This is a genomic window from Hymenobacter wooponensis, assembly GCF_004745865.1.
GTDB lineage: Bacteria > Bacteroidota > Bacteroidia > Cytophagales > Hymenobacteraceae > Hymenobacter > Hymenobacter wooponensis.
Map to the genome: position 1 here is coordinate 456,214 of NZ_SRKZ01000005.1, position 22,427 is coordinate 478,640.

The window sequence follows — 22,427 nt, forward strand, 5'->3', positions numbered from 1 at the left end:
TACTAAAAAAAGCCTATTGATCGGCCGAAGTAGTGGATTGCCCACCTTCAGCAGCATCGGCGAGCGGGTTCCTGCCATTGCTGGGGCGCTGCCGGAATTGCTCTTCGTAGCTGATCTGGCGCAACTCCTCCTCTACCGATTCAAACTCGGTGCGTAGGTTAGCGATAGTGGCCTCTAGCACGAGGCGCTTGCGGGCCAGCTCCCGGTCTTTGCGCTCCAGCTCCAGGCGAGCCGCCCGGGCCTGGGCCTGCTCGTGCAGTTGCTGAGTGAGGCGACTAGCCCCGGTCACGATACCTTCCGGACCGATTACTACGTCCAGGAGTTGGATACCCTCCCTGGTAACGATAAACTCTCGCACTTGGTTGGAGTGCGCCATGCCTCGCGCCTTAAGAATGCTGATGCCGCGGTTCCGCTCCCCAATGCCTTCCAGGTCGCGCACGCTGATCCAGGTATCAACCAACGAGGAAACACCTTCTTCCGTCATTTCCTGCCGCTCATTGCGGCCGCTGAGCAGGGAAGTAAACAGAGCCGTGATATTGTTGACCTTCAGGAAGTCGATGAGGCGGGTGAGCATGCTGCGTACTTCTGCAATGTTGCCCACAGTAATTAGGTTACTGATGGGGTCAATTACTACCGCGTCGGGCTTGTGAATGCTTACCTGTTTATGGATAGTGACCAAGTGCTTTTCTAGCCCGTTGAGGGTGGGCCGAGACGCCTCAATTACCAACTGTCCATTCTCAAGCCAGGGAGTCAGGTGAATATTCACCGAGTTCATGTTGCGCACAAGTTGCTGCGGCGACTCCTCAAAGGCAAAAAACAAGCAGCGGCCACCTTTTGCGCACACCTCATTGGCAAAGCCTGCGGCCAGCGTGGTTTTGGCCGTGCCCGCCGTGCCGGTTACCAGAATGCTGCTGCCCTTGTAAAAGCCCTTCAGGCCAAACATATCATCCAGAGCCGGCACCCCCGTTGATACCAGTTCATCTGATACCTCGTGGTTGAGCAGCAGGGAGGTCACGGGCAGCACCGAAATTCCCTCTTGGGTAATCAGGTACGGATACTCGTTGGTGCCATGGGTACTGCCGCGGTACTTCACAATGCGCAGGCGGCGAGTAGTAATCTGGTCGATAACGCGGTTGTCGAGCAGAATTACACAGTCAGAAACGTACTCTTCTAAGCCCTGCCGGGTTAACGAACCGTCGCCGCGCTCCGCAGTAATTACCGTGGTTACGCCTTTATCCTTGAGCCAGCGGAACAGGCGCCGAATCTCGGAGCGCAGCACTGCCTGGTTTGGAAAACCCGAAAACAAGGATTCAATAGTATCCAACACTACTCGTTTGGCCCCAATGGAGTCAATAGCGTAGCCGAGCCGGATGAAAAGGCCTTCTAAATCATACTCGCCGGTTTCTTCAATCTCCGAGCGGTCAATGTGCACATGGTCGATGCGGAGCTTGCCAGCCGCCTGGAGACCATTCAGGTCAAACCCCAATGATGTGACGTTGGCCGTAAGCTCCTCAGCAGTTTCCTCGAAAGCCATGAGCACTCCCGGCTCATCGTACTCTAGAATACCCCGTACCAGAAACTCTACTCCCATGAGCGTTTTGCCGCACCCAGCGCTGCCGCACACCAACGTTGGCCGCCCTTTGGGTATGCCCCCTTCCGTAATCTCATCGAGCCCATCAATCCCGGTGGGAGCTTTAGGCAGTTGAGGCAGGCTGACGAGAGAAGTGGCGTTGTGGTCTTGCATGAAATAGACGGTTTAAAGCGCTAGTAAGAGGGCTAGTGCCCCCGCATGTGTTGGGTAAGATCGGCAGGAGCCTAGTCTAAACTCAGAATAGTATGTATAGAAGCTACTTTGGTAGAATGCTAAAGCTTATTAGACTGAAGACAAACAACTGATTAGCAGTATACTGGTTATTAGATAAGAGTATAAAGTTCAGCTTAAATGGAAACCACTACGCTGAATTACACGAATTTGTAAAAGCTAAAAGTACCGTTTTCGTTCGTATTGTTCAGGATTTAGCTTTGGGCTATAACCTAGAAAGTGGCCTAGCGCCTTCTAAGCCTGGTTTTTCTATTTGCGGGCTACATTTAATTGTTCGCTAAGGCAGTTAAGTACTGCCCTTCTATTTTTTGTATCCCTCCATGTCGCTTCGCGTCTTCGGCCACGTCAGTTACTACCAACCCGGCGATACCTTCCCAAACCGTTTAGCCCTGAGCCAAGCGGGTGTGCACAGGCCTACGCGGGCCGGCATCAGTGGCACGCCCGCCGCAGGTGCCGACTCTATAGTACTGGCCGATCAATATGAGGATGATGTAGTTGCGGAAGACGAACTGGTATATGCCGGCCACGGTGGCCGCGACCCCAAAACCGGCCATCAAGTCAGTGACCAAGACCTAAACCCTAAAAATCAGGCACTGTTGCACAGCCACACCACTGGTCAGCCTGTGCGCGTGGTGCGCAAAGTGGCCTACGAGGGCGAGTCGGTCTATCGGTATGAAGGCTTATATCGCGTAGTAGGTGCTACTTTTGAGGCCGGAAAGTCTGGGTTTATGGTCTGGAAATTTCGGCTGATTCCTGTATCCTCTGCGGCTTAACCTCCCCGCGTGCACTGGCCTAGCGCCTATTGTCCCCTAGTATATGTACCTCACCGACGAAGCACAGGCCTACGCCGATCAGCACACCACGCCTGAAAGCGCGCTGCTTGCCCGCCTGAACCGCGAAACTCATGTGCAACTGCTTCATGCGCGCATGCTCTCGGGCCATGCCCAAGGCCGTTTGCTAAGCATGCTGAGTCACATGGTTCGGCCGCGCCGGGTTCTGGAGCTAGGCACCTTTACCGGATACTCGGCGCTGTGCCTAGCCGAAGGGATGGCTGAAGACGGCCTGTTGCACACGGTAGAACAGAACGCTGAGTTGGAAAGCCGCATTAGGCGCTATGTGCGCGAGGCAGGACAGGAGCACCGGATTCAGCTGCACATTGGCGATGCCCGCAATGTACTAGGTGGCCTAGCCGAAACCTGGGACTTAGTGTTCATCGACGCCGATAAAATCAACAACGACACCTACTACGAGCTGGTACTGCCACAGGTGCGCCCCGGTGGTTTCCTGCTCATTGACAATGTGCTGTGGGGCGACAAAGTGCTGCCCTCCTACTCCCCTAAGGCTTCGGACAAAGACACCTTCGCCGTTCGGGCATTCAACGACAAAGTGCAGGCCGATGAGCGGGTGGAAAATGTGTTCCTGCCCCTCCGCGACGGATTGCTGCTGGTTAGGAAGCGCTAGGCCACTCCGCCTGAGACTGAGACATATATATTTACCTATCTATAAATTCGGATATTTTTAGGGACGGACTAAACGCCAGGCGTCGTTTTGCGTCTATTGCGACAGTGGTTCATTATCCCTGACGTATGCTTAGACGTTTTCTATTGTTTTTTGCCCTGTTGTGGGCGAGCCTGGGAGCGGCCCAAGCCCAGTCTACGGTAAGTGGGCGCGTGGTAGATGGTGCAGATCAGTCGCCCCTGATTGGGGCCAACGTGCTAGTGCGAGGCCTGTCGGCCGACTCGGTAAAGAGCGGCGCTGCTGCCGATGCTGACGGAAACTTCACCGTAACCGGGCTGCCCAATGGCCGCTACGAGCTTACTATTTCCTTTCTGGGCTACCAGACACTGCGGCGTGAGCTTACGCTGGCTGGCCAGCCAATAGCGCTAGGAGCCTTGCCACTGGCTACCGGCGGCGTTACACTTAAAGGAGTAGAAGTAGTAGGCCAGGCGGCGGCCGCTGTTCAGAAAGGCGACACATCGCAGTTTAATGCGGGCTCTTACAAAACCAACCCCGACGCTAACGCCCAGGACCTCATCACCAAAATGCCCGGCGTAACCGTGGACCCCTCCTCGGGCAAGGTGCAGGCCCAGGGTGAGCAGGTGCAGCGGGTGCTGGTAGATGGCAAAGAGTTTTTTGGCAACGACCCCGATGCGGTGCTCAAGAACATTCCGGCTGAGGTAATTGACAAGATTCAGGTGTATGACCGCGCCTCCGACCAAGCGCAGTTCACGGGCTTCGACGACGGCAACCAGCAGAAAACTATCAACATCATTACCAAGCCCCAATTTCGGAACGGGCAGTTTGGGCGCGTGCTGGCCGGCTATGGCCCCCAAGACGACCGGTACCGCGTGAGCGGGAACATCAACTCGTTTAAGGGCAAGCAACGGCTGTCGGTAGTGGCGCAGAGCAACAACGTGAATGAGCAGAACTTCGGAACCGAGGACTTGCTAGGCGTGGTGGGCTCTTCGCGGCAGGGCGGCGGAGGTGGTCAGGGCCAGCGGGGCCAGGGCGGCGGCCGAGTGGGAGGCGGCGGAGGCGGTGGTGGCAACCAGGGCGGGGGCAATAATGCCGGCGACTTCCTGGTAAACCAGCAGGGCGGCATTTCTAAAACGCACGCCATCGGGCTGAATTACTCCGACAGCTGGGGCGCTAAAACGGAGGTTCAGGGCAGCTATTTCTTCAACCTCAGCGACAATACTTCCCGCACCGATCTGTTGCGCAATTATGTGGCGCCCGCCGGCTCTACCCGCGACCTGCGCTATAATGAAAACTCCCTTACCACGAGCCGCAACATCAACAACCGATTTAATCTGCGCCTCGATCATAAGTTTGACTCTCTGAACTCCATCCTGTGGCGCCCAAGCTTGTCGGTGCAACGCAATACGGGCAACAATAACCTCAATGGCCGTACCTACGAGGTGGCTTCGGGAGAGGGAGAACAAGGCTTGGGCGGCAACCTCAGCGACTACCGCTCTGCCCTGACGGGCATTACGGCCGGCAACCAGCTGTTGTACCGCCACCGCTTCCAGACGCGTCGGCGCACGCTCTCGGTAGGCCTCAACACGACGTATAACTCCAAAAACGGCGACAACAACCTGCTTTCCAGCACCTCATCGGTTGACACCACGGGCGCTACTCAAACGGCGTTGCTCAACCAGTTCTCGGAGCTAACGCAACGGGGCTGGGCCTGGAACGGCAATGTGAACTACACCGAGCCGCTAGGCCAGTACAGCCAACTACAGGCCGAGTACCGCATTTCATACACCCCCAACGACTCCGACAAGAAGACCTATAACTTCTCGCCCGGCGAGCAGTCATACTCTATTCTGAATGATACGCTGAGCAGTGTGTTCAAGAGCCGCTACCTCACCAATGCCGGTGGCCTTACGTACCGCTTCCAGAACCAGCAGTTGCAGTGGATGGTGGGTGCTACGGTGCAATACGCCCAGCTTCGCAGCGACCAGGAGTTTCCGCGGCCGGCCCTCACGGAGCGCAACTTCTTGAATGTGTTGCCCAATGCCATGGTGCGCTACAACTTCTCGAAGCAGCAGAACCTGCGCCTGAACTACCAGATGCGCACCAACTCACCCAATATCAGTCAGCTTCAGGAAGTGGTGAACAACGCTAACCCCTTGCAGCTCACTACGGGTAACCCCAACCTGCGCCAAGAGAATCAGCACAACCTGTTTATCCGCTATTCCTCAGCGGTACCTGAGAAGTCGCGGTCTTTCTTTGCGCTGATCGGCGGCTCCTACACCGATAACTACATCACCAACAGCACTATTTATGCGGCCGGCGGCCCAGTTGTGGTAGATGGCATCGTGATTCCGGCCGGCGGTCAGCTCACGCGCCCCGTCAACCTCGATCAGCAGTACAGCTTGCGCTCATTCATAAACTATAGCTTGCCGCTGGCCTTCATTAAGTCGAACCTGAATTTGAACGCCAACGCCACGTACTCTCAGACCCCAGGCCTCGTATTCGAACAATTAAACTATAGCCGCACCCCTAGTGCAGGCCTAGGCGTGGTGCTGAGCAGCAACATCAGCCCCCAACTCGACTTCACAGTCTCCTCGAACACCAACCGCTCGTATGTGCGCAACAGCCTGCCCAACCAGGTAGACCGCGCCTACACCCGGCAGAATACGGCGCTACGCCTGAGCTGGATTATCGTGAAGGGCGTAACGGTGCAGTCAGATGTTAGCCACCAGCTTTATACTGGCCTAGCCGGCGGCTTCAACCAAAACTTTGTACTCTGGAATGCCTCGGTGGGCAAAAAGCTGTTTGCGAATCAGCAGGGCGAAATCAAGCTGTACGGGTTTGACTTGCTCAAGCAGAACAACAGTCTGAGCGTGAACCCCACCTCGGCCTACCTCGAAACCACGCGCACCAACATTCTGCAGCGCTATTTTATGCTGATGTTCACCTACAACATCCGCAACTTTGGCGGAGCCGGTAATAATGCTCTCCCTATCGACGGAGGACGACCGGATGGACCCCGCCGCGGCGGCTTTGGCCCTCCCGGTGGCGGGCCTGGTGGCTTCGGTCCGCCCCCCGGCGGGGGCATGTAGGCCACTTAACGCATACCTTTAATGCCACCGGCTTCGTTGCTGGTGGCATTAGTGTTTTAGGCGGGCTTGCGGTAAGCACTAGGTGGCCTAGCTGCTTGCAGCGAGACTACCAGCGGCTCCGGCATGGTGAAGAAGCGAAAGGAAAGTAGTATTCTACCTTTCTTTTGTACTTGCAGCTGGCACGCGCCAGTTCACTTAAAATTTTCCCCTTCTTTGTAAACAGCGGGGCATTCCTGACCAATATAGGCCACCCTGCATGTTGCTTGTTTTTCATGAAACGACTTGTATTCTTCCTGTGCGGACTGCTGCCCTGGCTGGCCACTGCGCAGTCGGTTACCGTTCCGAATAATCTGGATGTAGCAGGCTTGCACTTGCGCTTCACCCCCGCTGGTCGCACCGCCGTTCAGCAAAAAGTAGATGCACTGCGCCGTCACCAAGCTTCTTTTCAGGCAAGGGTGGCGCTGGCCGATGCGTATTTTCCGCTCATCGACCGGGTGTTTCAGCAGGAAGGTTTGCCACTAGACTTCCACTTTCTAGCGCTGCAGGAAAGTGGCCTACAGGGCGATGCCCAGAGCATTCATGATGCCGTGGGCTACTGGCAGTTCAAGCGGGAATCAGCCGTAGACTTTGGCTTGGTGATGAACGATGTAGTGGATGAGCGCAAGCACATCACTGCTTCTTCGAAAGCCGCGGCTCAATATCTGCTGCGCAACAACAAAACCTTTCATAACTGGATTAACTCGTTACTGAGCTATAACCTGGGCCTCACGGGCACCAAACCCTACACGCTGCCCACTGACTACGATGCTACCGACGTTGAAATCTCGGAGCAGACGAATGCTTACATCCTGACCTTTTTGGCGCATAAGCTCGCCTTTGAGCCAGCAGTAGGCCTAAATACTCACCCGCCCCTGATGCTGCAGGAGTTTCCGGCCCCAGCCGGGCAGCCGCTCTCAGTACTAGCGCAAACTCTGCAGCAAGACCCTAACGAGTTAGCGAAGCACAACCGCTGGCTGCTTGCCCCCACCGTCCCTACTGACCGCGTGTACACCGTGCTGGTCCCAATTACGGACCCAGTACAGCTCACGGCGCTGGCAGCCCAGCAAAAGAATGCCGCCAGTGGGCAGCTACTCAACACCCCGCAGCCCGACCCCGAGAATGTGGACTTCGTGCGCGTGAATGGCCTACGGGCCCTTATTGCCCTGCCCGGCGACACCAAAGAAAGTCTGGCTCAGCGCGCGAAGCTAAAGATGCGCAAGTTTATGCAGTATAATGACTTGTATGCCTTCGATAACATCGTTGCTGGTCAGCCCTACTTCGTGCAGAAAAAGCGCGACAAGGCCGCTGTGGAGTATCATGTGGCGCGACCCGGCGAGAGCGTAGCTACTGTATCGCAGAAGTACGGTATCCGGGCGAAGGCCGTCTGGAGCAAAAACCGTATGGCTCGCAATGAGGAGCTGCGGGCCGGCCGGGTGCTGTGGCTACAGCACACCCGCCCCAAGAATGTGCCCGTAGAATACGCCGATGGTAACAACGCTACGGCTCTGGCCGCTTTTGAGCGCCCCGTTACCACTGCTGCCCCTTCCCCTGGCCCTGCTACACCTCAGCCAACTGTCCGCGCTAGTGAGCCCAAACCGGCTACTGGCCAAACGGCGCCCAGCCCAGCGGTAGGAGAGCCACTAGAAGAGGATGCCGTTACTTCCAGTACTTCCGTTGTGCAGCCTGATAGTGCCACCGACGAGCACACGGAGAACCTGAACGACTTGCCGCCCGCCCCTGCCAAGACTACGCCAGCAAACCCGCAGCCAGTACCTAGCAACCAACCGGCTACGACAGTACCGCCAGCTAAGAAGCCCCTGCCCGCCTCTGCCCCTATCAGTGATGAACCGCGCGAAGAAGAGCCGGTAGCTCAGCCGGCGCCTGCAGCCTCAGCACCACAGCCAGACGTTAAGCCCGCTACTTCTCCGGCAGCAGTTACTACTACGGCCACCACCTCGGCTGCGCCAGTGGTACCAGTGCCTACGGTAGTGCAGCCTGTACCAGCGGGTGGCCTACACACAGTTGAGCCCAAGGAAAACCTGTATTCGGTGGCCCGCCGCTTTTCTCTGCGCCCCGCTGATATTGTAGCTTGGAACAACCTGCCTGCCAATCCTTCACTCCGCATTGGCCAGGTACTGCGCCTGACGGCCCCGGCCACTGCGACACCCTCTACTCCAGCACAAACGGCTGTGGAGCAAGCCGTGCCGGAAGTCATTCGGCATACGGTGCAGCAGGGCGAGACCCTCTACAGCATCTCGCGGCGCTATGCCGTCACGCCGGCCCAGCTGCAGGAATGGAATAACAAACCTGACACCGGCGTCAAGATTGGTGAAGTGCTGATAGTAAAACCCACTAGTAAGCCTTAAACTGATTTCTCTCTACCTAGGCTACTGAGTGGCCTAGGTAGAAGGAAAAGGGGGTTCTATCTGCTCTTGTCACTCTAGAATTCGATTCTGTTTCCTTTACTCTACTCACTTTACGAATGCGTTTTCTTTTTAGCGCGCAACTTATTGCGGGCTTGTTGCTTGGCTCACTCTCCGCACATGCCCAAAAAGCTAAGGCTATTGAGCCCCTTTCTGAAGATTCTGTGCGGGTCATGTCGGGGCTGGTGCAGACCAGTGTACGGCAACTGCGTGGCATCTATTTCGAGCCCAATGATGCCCAAGCGACTCAACTTATCGAAACGGCGCTGCAGGATATTCCTGCGCTGAACCAACGCCTGAGCCATTACACGGCCAGCCTTTCGCCGGAGCAGCAGCAGGCTTTAGCTAAGCGCTTACGCCAGCAGCCCTGGCAAGTAGAACTACGCACGCTCCTGCGGAGCCCACAGTTCCGGGGCTTCGACGCGCGGGCCGCCAAGAACCCAGCGCTACAAGCTGCTGCCACCCGTCTTAAAGCCACAGGCTTTGTTGGAAGTGGCAGCCCTTTACCTACAACTGCTCCACCAGCCCCAACGGTAGCAACCCATAGCCCTGCCGCTCCTACCATGGGCCTGATGCCAACCACTTCCAAGGCTACACCCGCCCCAAAAGCAACCCAAACGCCAACTAACCAGCATACAGTGCAAAAGGGAGAGACTCTTTTCAGCATTGCCAAGCACTACGGAGTTTCCACGGCGCAGCTCCAAGAATGGAATGGCAAGTCCGATGCCGGCGTCCGGATTGGGGAAATTCTACTACTGGAGGCCACTACTAAGTAAGAGCCAGCAACTCCCCCTTACCGTCCCGTCTGTTCTATCATCTTCAAAACGCCACTCTTTCGAGTGGCGTTTATGTTTTATGGGCACTGATACTCTTGGCTGTTTAGGTTTGATCAGCTCCAAATCCATTCGTACTTAGCTTACCGACAACAGATAGAGCGAGTAAGCTACCTGCAGGCTGCGTTATATGTGCTGACTTTGCTCACTACATGCCTTGGCAACCGATGGTACTCCACTTATCTCTTAGTACGCCAAAATCCGTTGCCAAGCAAGCTTTCCCCGCCGCCAAATCATGGGTAACTTTACTGTCCGCAACGCGCCCTAATGGTGTGTTGCTTGTTGCCCATGCCTGTTTTCTCGCACCTTCATTCACATACCCAGTACTCTCTGCTTGATGGTCAGGCCAGCATCTCGGCCCTGATGAAAAAAGCGCAGGCGGATGGGATGCCGGCCGTGGCCCTTACTGACCACGGTAATATGTTCGGGGCCTTCAACTTTGTGGCCGAAGCGAATAAGTACAACGTGAAGCCCATTGTAGGCTGCGAGTTTTACATGGTGGAAGACCGCCACAAGAAGGCATTTAGCCGGGAAAAAGGCGAGCGAGACAAGCGCTACCACCAGCTCTTGCTGGCTAAGGACCAGTCAGGTTACCACAATTTGGCTAAGCTCTGCTCTATGAGCTTCATTGAGGGTGTGTACAGCAAATTCCCCCGCATTGATAAGGAGATTCTACTCAAGTATCACGAGGGGCTGATTGCTACTTCGTGCTGCATTGGTGCCGAGATTCCGCAGGCCATTTTGTTTGAAAGTGAGGCCAAAGCGGAGGAACTACTCAAGTGGTGGCTTGATGTATTTGAGGATGACTACTATATCGAGATTCAGCGCCACGGGCTAATGAACTTCGATGGCACCGGTAAGAGCCAGGAGGATGTGAACCAAGTACTCCTAGGCCTAGCCAAGAAGTACAATGTGAAGGTTATCTGCACCAACGACTCGCACTACGTTGACCAGACTGACTTCGCGCCCCACGACATTCTGCTCTGCGTGAATACCGGCGAGGAGCATAGCATCCCGGTTGGTGACTTCCAAACGCAGTATTTCCGTCTGATTTCTCAAGACAACAAGGTCCTCTACGACCACCTAGACAACCTGCGCCCCCTGTCGGGGCAGGATGCTAGCATCCGGCGGCAGCTGCAGCGCATCGACGAGGAGGCGCAGAGCCCCAAACCTCGGTCGCGCTTTGGTTTTGCCAACGACCAGTTCTACTTCAAGACCCAGGAGGAAATGAACGCGCTATTCGCCGACGTGCCGGAAAGCGTGGACAACACCAATGAAATCGTGGATAAGATTTCGCCGCCCAAGCTGCAGCGTGATATTCTGCTTCCCAACTTCCCGCTTCCTCCCGAACACCCCACCGCTGACGCCTTCCTGCGTCACCTCACGTTTAAAGGGGCTTTTGAAGGTCCTAAAGCCCGCTACTCTGAGCGGACACCTGAGATTGAGGAGCGCCTCGATTACGAGCTGCGCGTGATTGAAACCATGGGTTTCGCGGGTTACTTCCTCATTACTCAGGACTTCATCAACCACGGCCGCAATATTGGGGTGGCTGTAGGCCCGGGCCGGGGCTCGGCGGCAGGCTCAGCAGTGGCCTACTGCATTGGCATCACCAACATCGACCCGATCAAGTACTCCCTCCTGTTCGAGCGCTTCCTGAACCCGGAGCGGGTATCCATGCCCGATATTGATATTGACTTTGACGACGTGAACCGTCAGCGAGTTATCGATTACGTGGTTGATAAGTACGGTAAGACCCAAGTAGCCCAGATTATCACGTTTGGCACCATGGCGGCCAAATCGTCAATCAAGGACGTGTCGCGGGCCATGGATTTGCCGTTGCCGGTGGCTAATGATTTGGTGAAGATGGTGCCGGACCAAGTGGGTACTACTCTGCAGAAGGCCTTTGCTGAGAACCAGGAGCTGGACATGATCCGGCGCGACGATGCGCCCGATAACCTACGCGGCCAGATTCTGCGCTTAGCCGAGAAGCTGGAAGGCTCCGTTCGTAACACGGGCATTCACGCGGCGGGCGTTATCATCGCCCCCGACGACATCACCAAGTACATTCCGGTTTCAACGTCTAAGGACTCTGACCTGCTCGTCACGCAGTTTGATGGCAAGGTGATTGAGTCGGCGGGGATGCTGAAGATGGACTTCCTGGGGTTGAAGACGCTCACGATTATTGTGGACGCCATTAACCTCATTGAGAAGAACCACGGGGTTAAAATTGATATTGACGAAATTCCGATAGACGACCCTAAAACCTACGAGCTCTATCAGCGCGGCGACACAATTGGCACGTTCCAGTTTGAATCGGAGGGCATGCGCATGTACCTCAAGGACCTCAAACCAACTAACATTGAGGACTTGATTGCCATGAACGCCTTGTACCGGCCGGGCCCAATGCAGTTCATTCCGAACTTCATCAACCGGAAGCATGGCAAGGAACCAGTGGAGTACCCCCACGAGCTGCTAGAACCCATTTTGAACTACTCCCAGGGCATTATGGTGTACCAGGAGCAGATCATGCAGACGGCTCAGATTCTGGCCGGCTACTCCCTGGGCGGCGCCGACCTGCTGCGCCGCGCCATGGGTAAGAAGGACATGAAGAAGATGGCCCTGGAGCGGGAGAAATTCTGCGAGGGTGCTGAGAAGCTCCATGGCATCAAAGCCAAGAAGGCCAACGAGGTATTCGACGTGATGGAGAAGTTTGCGGCCTATGGCTTCAACCGTTCCCACTCCGCCGCCTACTCGGTAGTGGCCTACCAGACTGGTTACCTCAAGGCCCACTACCCCGCCGAGTATATGGCGGCCGTGCTGACCAACAACATGGGCGACATCAAGAAGGTGACGTTCTTTATTGAGGAAGCTCGCAAGCAAGGCGTGGCCGTACTAGGCCCCGATGTGAATGAATCTATCCTGAAGTTCAACGTGAACAGCCAGGGCCAGATTCGTTTCGGGATGGCAGCCGTGAAGGGGGCCGGCGAAGCGGCCGTGGAAGAGATTGTGAAAGAGCGGGAAAAGAGCGGACCTTACGCCGATATCTTTGACTTCTCGCGGCGCGTCAACCTGCGGGCCGTGAACAAGAAAACCTTCGAGAGCATGGCCCAGGCTGGTGCTTTCGACTCGTTTGAGCGCTACCATCGCCGCCAGTACATTGAAGCTCCTTCTAATGACCAGAACGTCATTGAGAAGGCAATGCGCGTAGGCCAGCAACATCAGGCGGCTAAGGAATCGGCGCAGCAGAGCCTCTTTGGCGGTGGTGGAGACATGATGACCATCCCCATGCCCAAGATTGTGGACATGGAACCCTGGAGCCCCACGGAAAAGCTACGCCGTGAAAAAGAGGTGGTGGGTTTCTACCTGTCGGGTCACCCGCTCGATGACTTCAAGCTGGAAATTGACTCCTATTGCACGTGTGGCCTAGACAAGGTAGAGAACTACAAAAACCGTGAGGTAACGGTAGCCGGCCTGATTTCCAACGTGCTGTTCAAAACCACCAAAACGGGGCAGCCTTTCGTGTCTTTCAACGTGGAAGACTACGAATCGAGCCTGAACTTGGCCTTGTTCCGCGACGACTACAGCCGCTTCTCAGCGCTTATCAATCCTCGCAACTACGATAAAGAGCAGGTACCGCCCATGTACATTCGGGGTAAGTACCAGCAGCGCTTCCGCGACTCCGACCAATTTGAATTCAAGATCCTAACCATGGAGCCTCTATTCAATGTGGCCGAAAAGCTGGCCAATGGTGTGCGGGTGCAGCTAGACTTACGCACCATTACGGAGCCTTTCATGGACCGCTTTATGGAAGCTGTAGAAGGCTGCGCAGGCTCTAAAAAGCTAGAAATCAAATTTGCGGAGCCCCATGAGCATTTGGCTGTAGACACTTATTCCCGCCGTTACCGCATTGAGCCTAAAGAATTCATCCGGAGAATGCGCGAAATGGAAATAGATGCATGCCAGCTTATTTAAAGCTGCTATACCAAGCCTAACATAAAAAAGGGCGCCCAATAATGGGCGCCCTTTTTTATGTTAGGCCGGCTAGGTTATACAGTCCGGTCGTTGTCAGTGATATCACGACGCGTAGCATTCGTATCGTTAATACGCTCTACGTCTACTTCCGTCTTGCGAACCGTGTCGCGGATGGTTTCTTCGCGCTCAGTTACTTCTTTGCCCAGGGTTACTTCCTCTACTACACGGGCTTCCTTGCCTACTACGGCACGTTCGGCGCTTTCCGTGATTTCGATTTCACCTTCTTTGAAGGCCGCAAAGTCAGCATCGGTGGCAGGACGGTCAACGGGATGACGCTCAACATTTACGTGCTCTTCACGCAGACGCACGCTTGCCTCTACGGGGCGCTCCACAATACGGCTGCGCAACCGGGCACCACCCGTTTGCTCAACACGCTTGCCTACTTGCAGATTTTCTTCAATTACTTGAGCCGACAGGCCTGCATCGCCGGTAGTGGCAGCAGTGTTCGTGCCCTGGTAGCTATTGGCAGTTGCACCACTGGCAGCATACCCTGTTTGGCTAGCGCGCTCATCAACATCAACAGCGCCAGCTTGGTCTAAAATCTCGGCGGCACGGCGAGCATGCTCGGCTGAGGAGCAATGAACCGTTACCAACGAGTGGCTCTGACGTGCTACGTGCGAGTAACGACGGGCATCATCCGAGTCGTCGCCTCCAAAGAGGTTGCTGAAGAAGTTGCTGATTCCGTCGCCAGTACGGCCAGCTGCGTCGCCTACGGCTTCGGTGGCCGTACCACTGGTGTTCTGGTAATTGCTGCTGTCACCGGTACGAGCAGTAGAGCCCGATGATGAAACATCTACATTGTCTTGGGTAAAGCCAGCCGCAGCGAGTTGGCGAGCGGCTTGTTGTGCCTCGGCGGCACTGTCGAAGATTCCTACAACAGTCTGGTTCATAGCGAAAGGAGTTTGAGGATGGAAAGGAACAGGTAATGAGTATTATTCAGCAGATGTAGGCCTGACAGGACTAGAGTCTGTGGGAGAGACAGTGTTTGAGAAGGGCTCACGTACTACTTGCACTTCTTCGTGCAGTAAGGTAATGGGCTGCTTATGGGTGGTGTTAACAGTGCGCTTAGTAACCCTAATTTCTTCCACCACTAGTAAGCGCGTAACTACCACTTCCCGCAATACTGGAATAATAGTCACATCGCCATCGTAGCGTAGGCCAGGGGGTGGGGCACCATCGGCCACATATTGATTGATAGGGACTCGCTCCACTTGCACTTCCTCTTGCTTGAGCGGCAACTCGAGGAGCTCTTCTCGCTCATGTACCGTTTTGGTAAGGCGCACCCGACCACTCTCTACCACCTCTCGGTTGATAATGGCTTGCTCCTCGATTACAGGTATTACCAAAGGCTGCCCCGAGATGGGGGTCACCCTCTCAGTTGCGCCCGAAGAGGTAGGGAGTTCAGAAGAATTAATAGGCTGGTCCATGGCGCAATCTTACGCTACCCTAGGCCACTAGTTTATACAGTAGAGCTTGTTATAATGGCACAAACACACCAAATAATATAATTATTTATGACAATTAGTCAATATGAGCCTTTCCTAATAAAGCCCGCGAAAGAGTAGCAGAAGCCATATTAATTGACATATCATAGCTACCATAATAGGACACAACCTATATGTTCAAAATTCAGATATCCAACCTGTTGTGCACGTTTTTGCTTGGTGTGCTCATAAAGTTATCTGTGCTTATATAATCTAGTTGCGGTACCGGTACGTTTCAATTCCCCGCTTATAGGCCACTTGCTAACACCTACTCAGGTAATAATAACGTCTTGATAGGGCTACAGAAGGGAAGATTAGGTTGGTCGAGAAAACTGCCACTATGGCCGAGTGAACTTTCCGGCCCGCTGCTTGTTGAATCGCAATCTGCTACCTTGCGGTCCGGTTGACCGTAAACAGCACACACATTTCCACAAACCCCCTACTGTTATGGGACATAAAGCCATCGAAATTACCGATGCTAACTTCGACCAGATCATCAACTCCGACAAACCCGTGCTCGTGGATTTCTGGGCCGAGTGGTGCGGTCCGTGCCGCATGGTAGGACCAGTAGTAGAAGAACTGGCCGGTGAATACGAAGGCAAAGCCGTTATCGGCAAAGTTGACGTAGATGCCAACCCTCAGACTTCTGCTAAGTTTGGCATTCGCAGCATCCCCACGCTACTCGTGTTTAAGAACGGGCAGATCGTAGACAAGCAAGTAGGTGCTGTTCCGAAGCACGTACTGGCTCAAAAGCTCGACGCTCAGGTTACTGTATAAGTAGGTACTGGCCTACAGTACAAACGAAGCGCCCCGCTCTCTTATGTAAGAGCGGGGCGCTTCGTTTTTTCAAATAAATACTATTCCTCATCGGGGTTTGCCGCACGGGCCTCCGTTGGCGGCACTTGGGGTGGCCTAGTTCCCTTTAGCAACGCGAAGCTGGGAGCAAAATTAATGGGCATGGTAAACGTCATGGCGGTGGGCAGATTATACTCCCTTCCCGGTTCAAAGGCAGGTAAGCTGGCCACAACGCGGCAAGCCTCCTGGTCGGCATCCGGCGAAAGACTTCGTACTACCCGTACCTGCCCAACGCGGCCATCCTCGCCCACGGTGTAGCTCACGTGCACAGTGCCCGTAATGCCTTTTCGGCGAGAGTTTTTAGGATAGGTAGTGTTACGCGCTACGTAATTCAGTAGAGCCTCCTGCCCTCCCGGAAATTGCGGTAGCTGCCTAACCTGCACCTTGCCCATGTAAGGAGAGCCATCTTGGTTGAAGAAGGCTAAGGCAAGGGGCTTGCCTTGGCGGTCTGGCAGCGCAATGGCACTTAGCTGACCAGTATCGTAATAGTAATGCCACTCTCCTACCAGGCGCCCAGTATGGTAGCGGCCCTCAGAGCGCTTCTGGCCGTTGCGGTGTACGCTAATCCAGCGCCCTATCCGCTGGCCGTCGTCATACTCGCCCCGTTGGCTAACGCGTCCATCGTCGTACCAGCCAACATATAAGCCATCAGCTTCATCATCGTGGTAATGTACTTGGCCTGCTTTAGCGCCTGAAGGATGGTACCAGGTGAAGAGCCCATTCCGGACCGGAGGATCAATTGACGATAGCACTCCGCGTAGCAGGAGCGTGCCGTTTAGGGCATATTCCTGCATTGTATAGGTGCCCAGAAGTTCACTCTTACGATCCACTAATCGGTAATGCGTGGCGCTGTCGGGCACCGTAACCTCATCACGATCATTCAAATAAACGGCAGGTAAACTCTGAGCAGACGCCCAGAAAGGAATACTCGCCAACAAGAGCACAGCACTGAAAGGGCCTTTCATATTTACTACGCTTAATCAATAAAGAGGAGCTTTCCACGAAATATACCTACTCCAACCGTCCAGCCCAAGCACAATTGGTTCAAGTCATGAAAAATACTATATTTCCTGTATCTCAGACAATTATCTCCCACCCTACTTTCCCGCTTTCTATGAAAAGTTTCTTTGCCTTCCTGTACCTAATCAGCCTGTGCAGCTTGGCCGCACAGGCCCAGAATGCACCAACGCGCACATCTAGCACCGTTACCAAGTCTAGTGCTACCCGCACTAGCGCGCAAACCTCAACTGTCAGGTCAACGTCAGGGCCAACAAAAGCAGATGGCACTCCGGACAGAAGGTACTCGCAGAATAAGGTAGCCAAGACCACTACCACAGGACCCAAAAAGGCAGATGGTACGCTTGACAAACGCTATAAGGTCAATAAAACAGTTACTACAAAATCTACCGTTAAGCAATAATACGCCCCTATACCAAACAGAAAAGGCCCTGACAACAGTATCAGGGCCTTTTCTGTAGTTTAGCTCCCGTACTACAGAAGCTGAATAGGGCGGTTAAATGCTTCCTCTAGCGATATCAGAGTTTCGGTGCGCTCAATACCCTCGATGAGTTGAATCTGACCGTGCAACACGTCGCGTAGGTGGTTGGTATCGCGACAAATAAGTCGAGCGAAAATACCGTAGGCCCCCGTCGTGAAATCAATACTTACTACCTCCGGAATCTGACGCAACTGATCTACTACGCTGCTATATACTGAGCTTTTTAACAGATAAATTCCTAAGAAAGCCCGAACACCAAACCCAAGTTTCTGGTAATCAATTTTAAGGGTAGCTCCCTGTACTATACCCAACTCCTCTAAGCGCGCCATGCGCACATGCACGGTTCCGCCCGATACGTGCACCTTACGGGCAATTTCAGTGTAAGGCATTTTTGCGTCTTCAATGAGCAGCGCTAATATGTTGCGGTCAGTGTCGTCAAGTTCGTAATTGCGGGCCATTTTTCAGTAAATTGATTGAATATATTTCAATTCAAGAGCTTCATTATTAAAAACTATGTAAATTTTAATCCAAATGTCTGAAATTATTTTATAATAATAATCAACAACCTACATTTGTCATAATCCAAAGCAAACGGCTGCGGAGCAGTTTAATACATTGTAGAATGATGAAACTGGCAGACATGCCCTCCTCTCTCGGGGGTGGAGATTCGGGAAAAACTGGTCCGGCGGCCGGCTAACTACTCCGTGGAGGTTCGAATCCTTCTTCTACAGCTTTTTCTTCTTTGGGTGGATAATCGTGAGGAGGGAAAACGGGACGTATCTGGGTGGGTGCGTTCCTATTTTGAGAGGCGGCATCTGGGTGGGTGCCGCCTTTTGTTTTTAGAACAGTTCCTCCGGCTATTTCTTCAACACAGCATTTTTTCAAATCGGGTGCAAAGAACGCCATTTTTATGGCCATTCACCCGGAAGCTCATAAAAAATCCCGCTAGGCCTATCAGTGCGCTAGCGGGATTTTTGTTTCGGAGGTGGCCTATAAGCGGGGCTGGTGAATTTATGGTTTATTCAAGCTGCTCACCTATCGTCAGCCAGATGCACTTCAAGTGGCTAGCCTATTGCTGAGCTACAGCCTGTGCCTGTTGCTTGTAACGAGCTACTCCGGCATCTAGGAAAGCAATGAATTTATTGATGTCCGACTCGTAGGCCACTGGCGGAGCCAATACTACAGGCTTCTCCAAGGTACTACTAGGGTCCAGCAGCGCATAATATGGCTGAGCGTTCATATTGAAGCGGGTTATTTGAAAATCGAGGTTTTGCTCGCCTAACGTCTTTTTCACTCGCTGGTCGCGCGCAGAGGTATACCATTGGTTGGAGGGCAGTTCCGTTTTGTCATCGGCGTAGAGCGCCACCAGCACAAAGTCGTTCTGCAAGCGCTTCAGTACGCGCGGGTCGCTCCATACGGTGGCTTCCATCACCCGGCAGTTACCGCAGTTGTGGCCGGTAAAGTCAACAAACACCGGCTTGCCTTGCTGGCGGGCACAGGCCAATGCTTCCTGCAAAGTGAAGTACCCCGATAGATTATGAGGCAGTTCCAATGACTCAGCGAAGCGGGGAGAACTACACAGCTCAGTACCCGCAGTGGTCATTACAGGAGCAGCATTTGCATTGAGCCAGGCATAATCTTGCCGGGTGGCGGGAGGCGCCAGAGCCGATAGCCCGTTTAGCGGTGCACCAAATAGCCCCGGTACCATGTAAAGCATAAAGGAGAAAGCTACCGCCGACATAAGCAAGCGGGGTACGCTCACGTGCGTGGTTTCACTATCATGCGACAGCCGGAACTTGCCCAACAGATACAGGCCTAGCAGACCTGCCAGCACAATCCAGATGGCCAAGAATATCGGCCGCGGCAGCAGCCCCCAGTGGTACGACAAGTCAGCGGAACTCAGAAACTTGAACGCCATTCCTAGCTCTACAAACCCAAGTACTACCTTAAGCGTGTTGAGCCAGCCACCAGAGCGCGGCATTGACTTAAGCCAGGTAGGAAACAGCGCAAACAGAAAAAATGGCAGCGCAAAGGCAGTGGAGAAAGCCAACATACCTAACGTTGGGCGAAGCAGCTCGCCATTGGCAGCCGCAATAGCAACAGAGCCCACAATGGGCACAGTACAGGAGAAGGATACCAGCACCAAAGTGGCCGCCATAAAAAACAGCCCCGACCAGCCACCTTTATCGGCCTGCGCATCAACTTTATTAACGAGGCTGCTAGGCGCATTAATCTCAAACAGGCCTAGAAACGACATGCCGAAGATGATGAAGATAACGAATGACAGCAGGTTAGGAAGCCAGTGAGAGCTGATCAGGTTAGCCGCATCAGCGCCAAACAGCAAACTAAGTACTACCCCAACCCCCGTATAGATGCTGACGATAGATAGGCCGTATACCAACGCTTTGGTGATGGCCTCCCCGCGGCTGCGGCTATTATTGGTGAAGTACGATACCGTCATGGGGAGCATGGGGTATACACAGGGCATCAGCACGGCTACTAGGCCAGCACCAAAGGCCAAGAGCAAATACTTCCAAAGGCTTAGGCCAGTACCCGCAGGCTTATTGTCTTGCAGGTTCACGCTGGCTACCGCTTTCTGTGGGGCAGTTTGCGCAACTATTGGCGTTTCTGCCTCACCCGTGGGTGCAGCAGTTGTCTGGGGGGCCGGCTCGGTAGTAGCCTCAGTAGTGGTTTCGGGAGCGGTGCTTGCGGTAGCTGCAGGGGTGGTTGAGGCCGCGGGCGTAACGGCGCCTTGCGTTCCTGGGCTAGGACTAGCTGGCGAGGCAGTTGGCGCAACGGCCGTACCGGTTACTTCTAACGGGCCGAAAGAAAGCGTTTCATTGCCGGGAATGCAGCGCCCGTCTACATCAGTACAGCTTTGGTATTCTACATCCGTCTTGATGGTGAGAGCCCCCGGTTGCAGCACCCGAATGCGCTGGCGAATTACGCCGGTCTTTTCGAAGTAAGTAACGTTGCCCTTAAACACCTCATCATAATGCTTCTGGGCGCCCACTGATTTGGGCAGGCCAACCAGCTCATAGGTGGGGCTTTTGGCGAATGCGAAGCTGAATACTGTAGGCCCCAGATCGGGATCGAAGTCGGTGGCATATAGGTGCCAGGTGTCTTGGATGCGAGCATTCACGATAAGTTCCGTTTCCTCGCCCACCTTCAAGGTAGTTTTGCTTACCGCCGTGCTTAGTTTGGTAGGCGTGATGACCTGCGCCAGGCTACTGAGGGTATTAACCAGCACTAGCAGCAGGGTTAGCCGAAATATTTTCAAGAGTTGCATGCAAAAAGAGAAAAGACGAGGTAAGGAGGCGTCAAGCCCACAAAGTACGCCAGTACCCGGCATAGTTCCCACCTTACGTTGCACCAACAGGCTCGGCCGTCGCAGGTTTTCACCAGTCGTCGAGTGGCTTAGACCTTTCTGATCCGAACCGCTTGGCCGGATTCTCGTACTTTTGTTACATAAAGGGAGCCAGGCCGGTCGAGCCGTGCCCTGCATCTATGATTTTAAATATCCTACTTACCGTTCTGCTAGTGCTGCTGAACGGCTTTTTTGTGGCGGCGGAATTTGCCTTCGTCAAGGTTCGTATCTCTCAAATTGAGATAAAGGCGCAGAGCGGAAACCGCCTGGCCAAGCTCGTGCAGAGCATGCTGCAGGATTTAAACTTCTATCTATCCGCTACCCAACTTGGTATCACCCTGGCTTCACTGGCCTTGGGTTGGATTGGTGAAAGTGTAGTAGCCGAGATTGTAATGGCCATTATCGACAAGTTTCATATCACCTTGTCGACGACTGCAGTGCACCAAATTTCTTTGGTTACTTCCTTCTCCATTATAACCATTCTGCACATTGTGCTGGGTGAGCAGGCGCCCAAAGTAATGGCCATTCAGAAGCCCGAAAGTACCACCATGGCTATTGCCATTCCGCTGCGTGCTTTCGCCTTCATTACAGCTCCCGCCATTTGGGTGCTGAATAAGCTCTCTAACATGGTAGCCGGCTTGTTTGGAGGCCATGTAACCCACGGCCCCGAGGCGCACTCTGCCGACGAGCTGCGCTTGCTGCTCGATCAGAGCAAGCAAAGCGGAGAGATTCAGGATTCGGAGCACGAGCTGATTGAAAACGTCTTCCAATTCAACGACCGTATGGTGAAGCAGATCATGGTGCCCCGCACTAAGATTGCTGCCATCGACGTGAACCTGCCGCAGGATGCGCTTTTGGAGACGGTATATAATGAAGGATACTCTCGCATTCCGGTATACGAAGGCAATATTGACAACATTGTAGGCGTCCTGTATGTGAAAGACCTGCTGCAAATCATTCGCCGGAATGAGCCTATTCTGGTGCAGAAGATTATGCGGCCGGCTTATTTTGTACCAGAAACCAAAAAGATTAACCGATTGCTACGCCAATTCCAGCGCAAGCATATGCACATGGCCATCGTCAGTGATGAATTCGGCGGCGTTTCAGGCATTGTGACCATTGAGGACATTATGGAGGAGCTGGTAGGCGAAATCCAGGATGAGTACGATAACGAGGTACCAGTGGTAGAAAAGGTCTCTGATTTGGAATACCGCGTGAATACCGCAACTCCCATTCCGGATGCCAACGAGTATCTCCCCTATCCTCTACCAGAAGGCGATGACTACGAAACGGTAGGTGGCCTACTGAATGTAATTTATGGTAACATCCCGGAAGTAGGTGATGTAGCCGTACTCGATAACTACGAGTTTCGGGTGCTCAAACGCTCCCGCCGCGCCGTAGAGCTAGTGCAGTTGCGCGTTACCACGGAGCAAGAACGGGAAACCGCCGAAAACGAAGAGTTGAGTTTATAAAGTGTAGCATTAGACGTTGAGCGAGAGGCGTCTT

The 22,427-nt window shown here is 54.0% G+C and carries 14 protein-coding genes; 8 read left to right on the top strand and 6 right to left on the bottom strand.

Going from position 1 to position 22,427, the window contains the following annotated elements; all coding sequences use genetic code 11:
- Positions 1-13 precede the first annotated feature (13 nt).
- On the bottom strand, positions 14-1,744 hold the full coding sequence (gene kaiC / locus EU557_RS18990) for a circadian clock protein KaiC (RefSeq protein WP_135532045.1): 1,731 nt from the start codon (positions 1,742-1,744) through the stop codon (positions 14-16).
- Between the two features lie 398 nt (positions 1,745-2,142).
- On the opposite strand from kaiC, the gene EU557_RS18995 reads away from it, so the two are divergent.
- The 6 genes from EU557_RS18995 to dnaE all read left to right on the top strand — a co-directional run bounded on the left by EU557_RS18995 (position 2,143) and on the right by dnaE (position 13,657).
- Entirely contained in the window at positions 2,143-2,595 is a 453-nt protein-coding gene (locus tag EU557_RS18995) for a YDG/SRA domain-containing protein (protein WP_135532046.1), read from the top strand.
- 43 nt (positions 2,596-2,638) lie between these two features.
- Positions 2,639-3,283 (top strand): O-methyltransferase, encoded by a 645-nt coding sequence (locus EU557_RS19000; protein WP_135532047.1) that lies wholly within the window; start codon positions 2,639-2,641, stop codon positions 3,281-3,283.
- 125 nt (positions 3,284-3,408) lie between these two features.
- Positions 3,409-6,390, top strand: a complete 2,982-nt coding sequence (locus EU557_RS19005; protein ID WP_135532048.1) for a TonB-dependent receptor — start codon at positions 3,409-3,411, stop codon at positions 6,388-6,390.
- Between the two features lie 272 nt (positions 6,391-6,662).
- Positions 6,663-8,795, top strand: coding sequence for a LysM peptidoglycan-binding domain-containing protein (locus EU557_RS19010; RefSeq protein WP_135532049.1), 2,133 nt, complete (start codon positions 6,663-6,665; stop codon positions 8,793-8,795).
- A 116-nt stretch (positions 8,796-8,911) separates the two neighbouring features.
- The gene (locus tag EU557_RS19015; protein WP_135532050.1) at positions 8,912-9,628 is read left to right on the top strand and encodes a LysM peptidoglycan-binding domain-containing protein; all 717 of its coding nucleotides are present in this window, start codon (positions 8,912-8,914) and stop codon (positions 9,626-9,628) included.
- Between the two features lie 345 nt (positions 9,629-9,973).
- Positions 9,974-13,657, top strand: coding sequence for a DNA polymerase III subunit alpha (dnaE, locus tag EU557_RS19020; protein ID WP_135532051.1), 3,684 nt, complete (start codon positions 9,974-9,976; stop codon positions 13,655-13,657).
- 74 nt (positions 13,658-13,731) lie between these two features.
- Here the strand turns inward: dnaE and EU557_RS19025 are convergent, their stop codons facing one another.
- Positions 13,732-14,607: a YsnF/AvaK domain-containing protein gene (locus EU557_RS19025; RefSeq protein ID WP_135532052.1), complete on the bottom strand. Its 876-nt coding sequence runs from the start codon at positions 14,605-14,607 to the stop codon at positions 13,732-13,734.
- 42 nt (positions 14,608-14,649) lie between these two features.
- A complete protein-coding gene (locus EU557_RS19030) occupies positions 14,650-15,144 on the bottom strand; it encodes a YsnF/AvaK domain-containing protein (RefSeq protein ID WP_135532053.1) in 495 nt (164 codons plus the stop codon).
- Between the two features lie 504 nt (positions 15,145-15,648).
- On the opposite strand from EU557_RS19030, the gene trxA reads away from it, so the two are divergent.
- Positions 15,649-15,978: a thioredoxin gene (gene trxA, locus EU557_RS19035; RefSeq protein ID WP_135532054.1), complete on the top strand. Its 330-nt coding sequence runs from the start codon at positions 15,649-15,651 to the stop codon at positions 15,976-15,978.
- Between the two features lie 80 nt (positions 15,979-16,058).
- On the opposite strand, the gene EU557_RS19040 is transcribed toward trxA, so the two are convergent.
- From EU557_RS19040 to EU557_RS19055, 3 genes are all read right to left on the bottom strand, one after another.
- Positions 16,059-16,940, bottom strand: a complete 882-nt coding sequence (locus tag EU557_RS19040; protein ID WP_167855275.1) for a TonB family protein — start codon at positions 16,938-16,940, stop codon at positions 16,059-16,061.
- Between the two features lie 607 nt (positions 16,941-17,547).
- The gene (locus EU557_RS19050; RefSeq protein ID WP_135532056.1) at positions 17,548-18,012 is read right to left on the bottom strand and encodes an AsnC family transcriptional regulator; all 465 of its coding nucleotides are present in this window, start codon (positions 18,010-18,012) and stop codon (positions 17,548-17,550) included.
- A 611-nt stretch (positions 18,013-18,623) separates the two neighbouring features.
- Positions 18,624-20,843: a protein-disulfide reductase DsbD family protein gene (locus EU557_RS19055; RefSeq protein WP_135532057.1), complete on the bottom strand. Its 2,220-nt coding sequence runs from the start codon at positions 20,841-20,843 to the stop codon at positions 18,624-18,626.
- Between the two features lie 218 nt (positions 20,844-21,061).
- Here EU557_RS19055 and EU557_RS19060 point away from each other — a divergent pair, with 218 nt between their 5' ends.
- Entirely contained in the window at positions 21,062-22,393 is a 1,332-nt protein-coding gene (locus EU557_RS19060; protein WP_135532058.1) for a hemolysin family protein, read from the top strand.
- Positions 22,394-22,427 lie beyond the last annotated feature (34 nt).

What these genes read in the sequence shown, in the direction of transcription:
- kaiC (WP_135532045.1), bottom strand. Translation starts at nt 1,744, where the DNA reads ATGCAAGACCACAACGCCACTTCTCTCGTCAGCCTGCCTCAACTGCCT.
- EU557_RS18995 (WP_135532046.1), top strand. Translation starts at nt 2,143, where the DNA reads ATGTCGCTTCGCGTCTTCGGCCACGTCAGTTACTACCAACCCGGCGAT.
- EU557_RS19000 (WP_135532047.1), top strand. Translation starts at nt 2,639, where the DNA reads ATGTACCTCACCGACGAAGCACAGGCCTACGCCGATCAGCACACCACG.
- EU557_RS19005 (WP_135532048.1), top strand. Translation starts at nt 3,409, where the DNA reads ATGCTTAGACGTTTTCTATTGTTTTTTGCCCTGTTGTGGGCGAGCCTG.
- EU557_RS19010 (WP_135532049.1), top strand. Translation starts at nt 6,663, where the DNA reads ATGAAACGACTTGTATTCTTCCTGTGCGGACTGCTGCCCTGGCTGGCC.
- EU557_RS19015 (WP_135532050.1), top strand. Translation starts at nt 8,912, where the DNA reads ATGCGTTTTCTTTTTAGCGCGCAACTTATTGCGGGCTTGTTGCTTGGC.
- dnaE (WP_135532051.1), top strand. Translation starts at nt 9,974, where the DNA reads ATGCCTGTTTTCTCGCACCTTCATTCACATACCCAGTACTCTCTGCTT.
- EU557_RS19025 (WP_135532052.1), bottom strand. Translation starts at nt 14,607, where the DNA reads ATGAACCAGACTGTTGTAGGAATCTTCGACAGTGCCGCCGAGGCACAA.
- EU557_RS19030 (WP_135532053.1), bottom strand. Translation starts at nt 15,144, where the DNA reads ATGGACCAGCCTATTAATTCTTCTGAACTCCCTACCTCTTCGGGCGCA.
- trxA (WP_135532054.1), top strand. Translation starts at nt 15,649, where the DNA reads ATGGGACATAAAGCCATCGAAATTACCGATGCTAACTTCGACCAGATC.
- EU557_RS19050 (WP_135532056.1), bottom strand. Translation starts at nt 18,012, where the DNA reads ATGGCCCGCAATTACGAACTTGACGACACTGACCGCAACATATTAGCG.
- EU557_RS19055 (WP_135532057.1), bottom strand. Translation starts at nt 20,843, where the DNA reads ATGCAACTCTTGAAAATATTTCGGCTAACCCTGCTGCTAGTGCTGGTT.
- EU557_RS19060 (WP_135532058.1), top strand. Translation starts at nt 21,062, where the DNA reads ATGATTTTAAATATCCTACTTACCGTTCTGCTAGTGCTGCTGAACGGC.